The organism is Pedobacter sp. (assembly GCF_045628745.1).
GTDB lineage: Bacteria > Bacteroidota > Bacteroidia > Sphingobacteriales > Sphingobacteriaceae > Pedobacter.
In genome coordinates, this window is record NZ_JAZQPU010000450.1 from 1 (window position 1) to 1,568 (window position 1,568).

The 1,568-nt window shown below is 41.1% G+C and carries 2 protein-coding genes; one reads left to right on the plus strand and one right to left on the minus strand.

The window, feature by feature from the left end:
• Nucleotides 1-252: 252 nt before the first annotated feature.
• A complete protein-coding gene (locus ACR2F7_RS16315) occupies nucleotides 253-1,314 on the plus strand; it encodes a saccharopine dehydrogenase family protein (protein ID WP_432714605.1) in 1,062 nt (353 codons plus the stop codon).
• Between the two features lie 17 nt (nucleotides 1,315-1,331).
• Here ACR2F7_RS16315 and ACR2F7_RS16320 read toward each other — a convergent pair.
• The coding region (locus ACR2F7_RS16320; RefSeq protein ID WP_432714606.1) for a zinc-dependent peptidase at nucleotides 1,332-1,568 on the minus strand (237 nt) is incomplete at its 5' end.

Sequence of the window (1,568 nt, forward strand, 5' to 3'; positions counted from 1 at the left end):
TTCATTTCAAAATGTTCGAGAATAAAGTCGGGAAGAAATAAACTAAGTAAGGGAAGGTAGCTCTCTTGCATCGTGTGTAAAATGATAAGTCACAAAGCTAGAAATTTAACCCCTGCTCCACAAGTTTATGACTTGATCCAAGTTAAGTTAACCTAAACAGGAAAAGGAGATCAATCCCTAAAACTTTTGGGTACGCTTTTTATTCCAACATTTGTTTACCTGATTGCCATTCAAAAATCTTAAATTAATTATATGATTAGTAAGATCTTATGTCTGGGCACAGGAAAAGTAGGCACATTAGCTGCAATACTGTTAAGCGAGCAATTTAAAGTAACCGCAATAGACAAATATGTCCCCCATGCTCATCATGACTTACCTTTCACAGCCTTAACCGGCGATGTAACTGACAACATCTTCATGAAAGCAACCATCAGTAAGTATGATGCCGTTGTTTGCGCCCTGCCGTTTTTCCTAAACATTGCCATTGCCCGCATTGCCCATCAACTCGGCAAACATTATTTCGATTTATCTGAAGATGTAGGTTCATCTGGGGAGATTATAGAACTTGCCAAAACATCCACCGCAGTAATGGCACCACAATGTGGCCTTGCACCCGGCCTTATTGTCATTATAGGCGCTACGCTGGCTAAGGAATTTGATCGTTTGAGATCTATAAAATTAAGGGTTGGAGCATTACCTCAACACCCTGATGGTGCACTTGGTTATTCAGTAACCTGGTCGGCTACTGGTCTAGTGAATGAATATATCAATGATGCCGAAGTGATTTACAATGGCAAAAGAAAAACCGTTCCCTCCCTGCAAGGCAAAGAAACAATAAACCTTGAAGGAGCCCAGTATGAAGCATTTTATACCTCTGGCGGTTTGGGCAACATGTGCGATACATTTGAAGGGAAGGTAGAATCACTCGACTATAAGACCATCCGTTATCCTGGACACTGTGACTTGATGAATTTTTTGTTGCAGGAACTGCATTTAAAAGACGATAGATCCCGCTTGGAGGAAATCTTGAAAAACGCAAAGCCGCCGGTCAAAGATGATGTAGTCGTTGTGTATACTGCTGTTGAAGGCTGGGTAAAGAATGATCTTTCCCGACAAGAGTTCAGCAAATCTTATACACCGAAAATGATCAACGGAATGCCCTGGCGTGCCATTTCATGGACAACTGCAGCAAGTCTATATGCTGTTGTGGAAATGGTTTCAAAAGGTTGGCTACCTGCCAAAGGCTTTATTAAACAGGAAGATATTTCTTTTGAACATTTCTTAAAGACCAAAGGGGGCCAGTATTTTATATAGTGGCCGGATCTGGAAGATTAAGAATAGTCAGGCTGCTGTTCAAATATACGGCTTAACTGGGCATACAATTCCGGATGCTTATTTTTGAACGCTATAGGCTTTTCAAAAAAATATTCCGAAGCAACGGCCAGAAATTCTGCTTCATTTGTTAAAGCATAAGGATTGATGTCTGAATGGCCGGCCTCAATCCGCAACATTTCCTGATGCATGAGCTGTAGCCAGGGTGTTGCATATTCATGTGTGATGAACGATTC

Coding starts and splice junctions, on each gene's coding strand:
- ACR2F7_RS16315 (WP_432714605.1), top strand. CDS start 253: ATGATTAGTAAGATCTTATGTCTGGGCACAGGAAAAGTAGGCACATTA.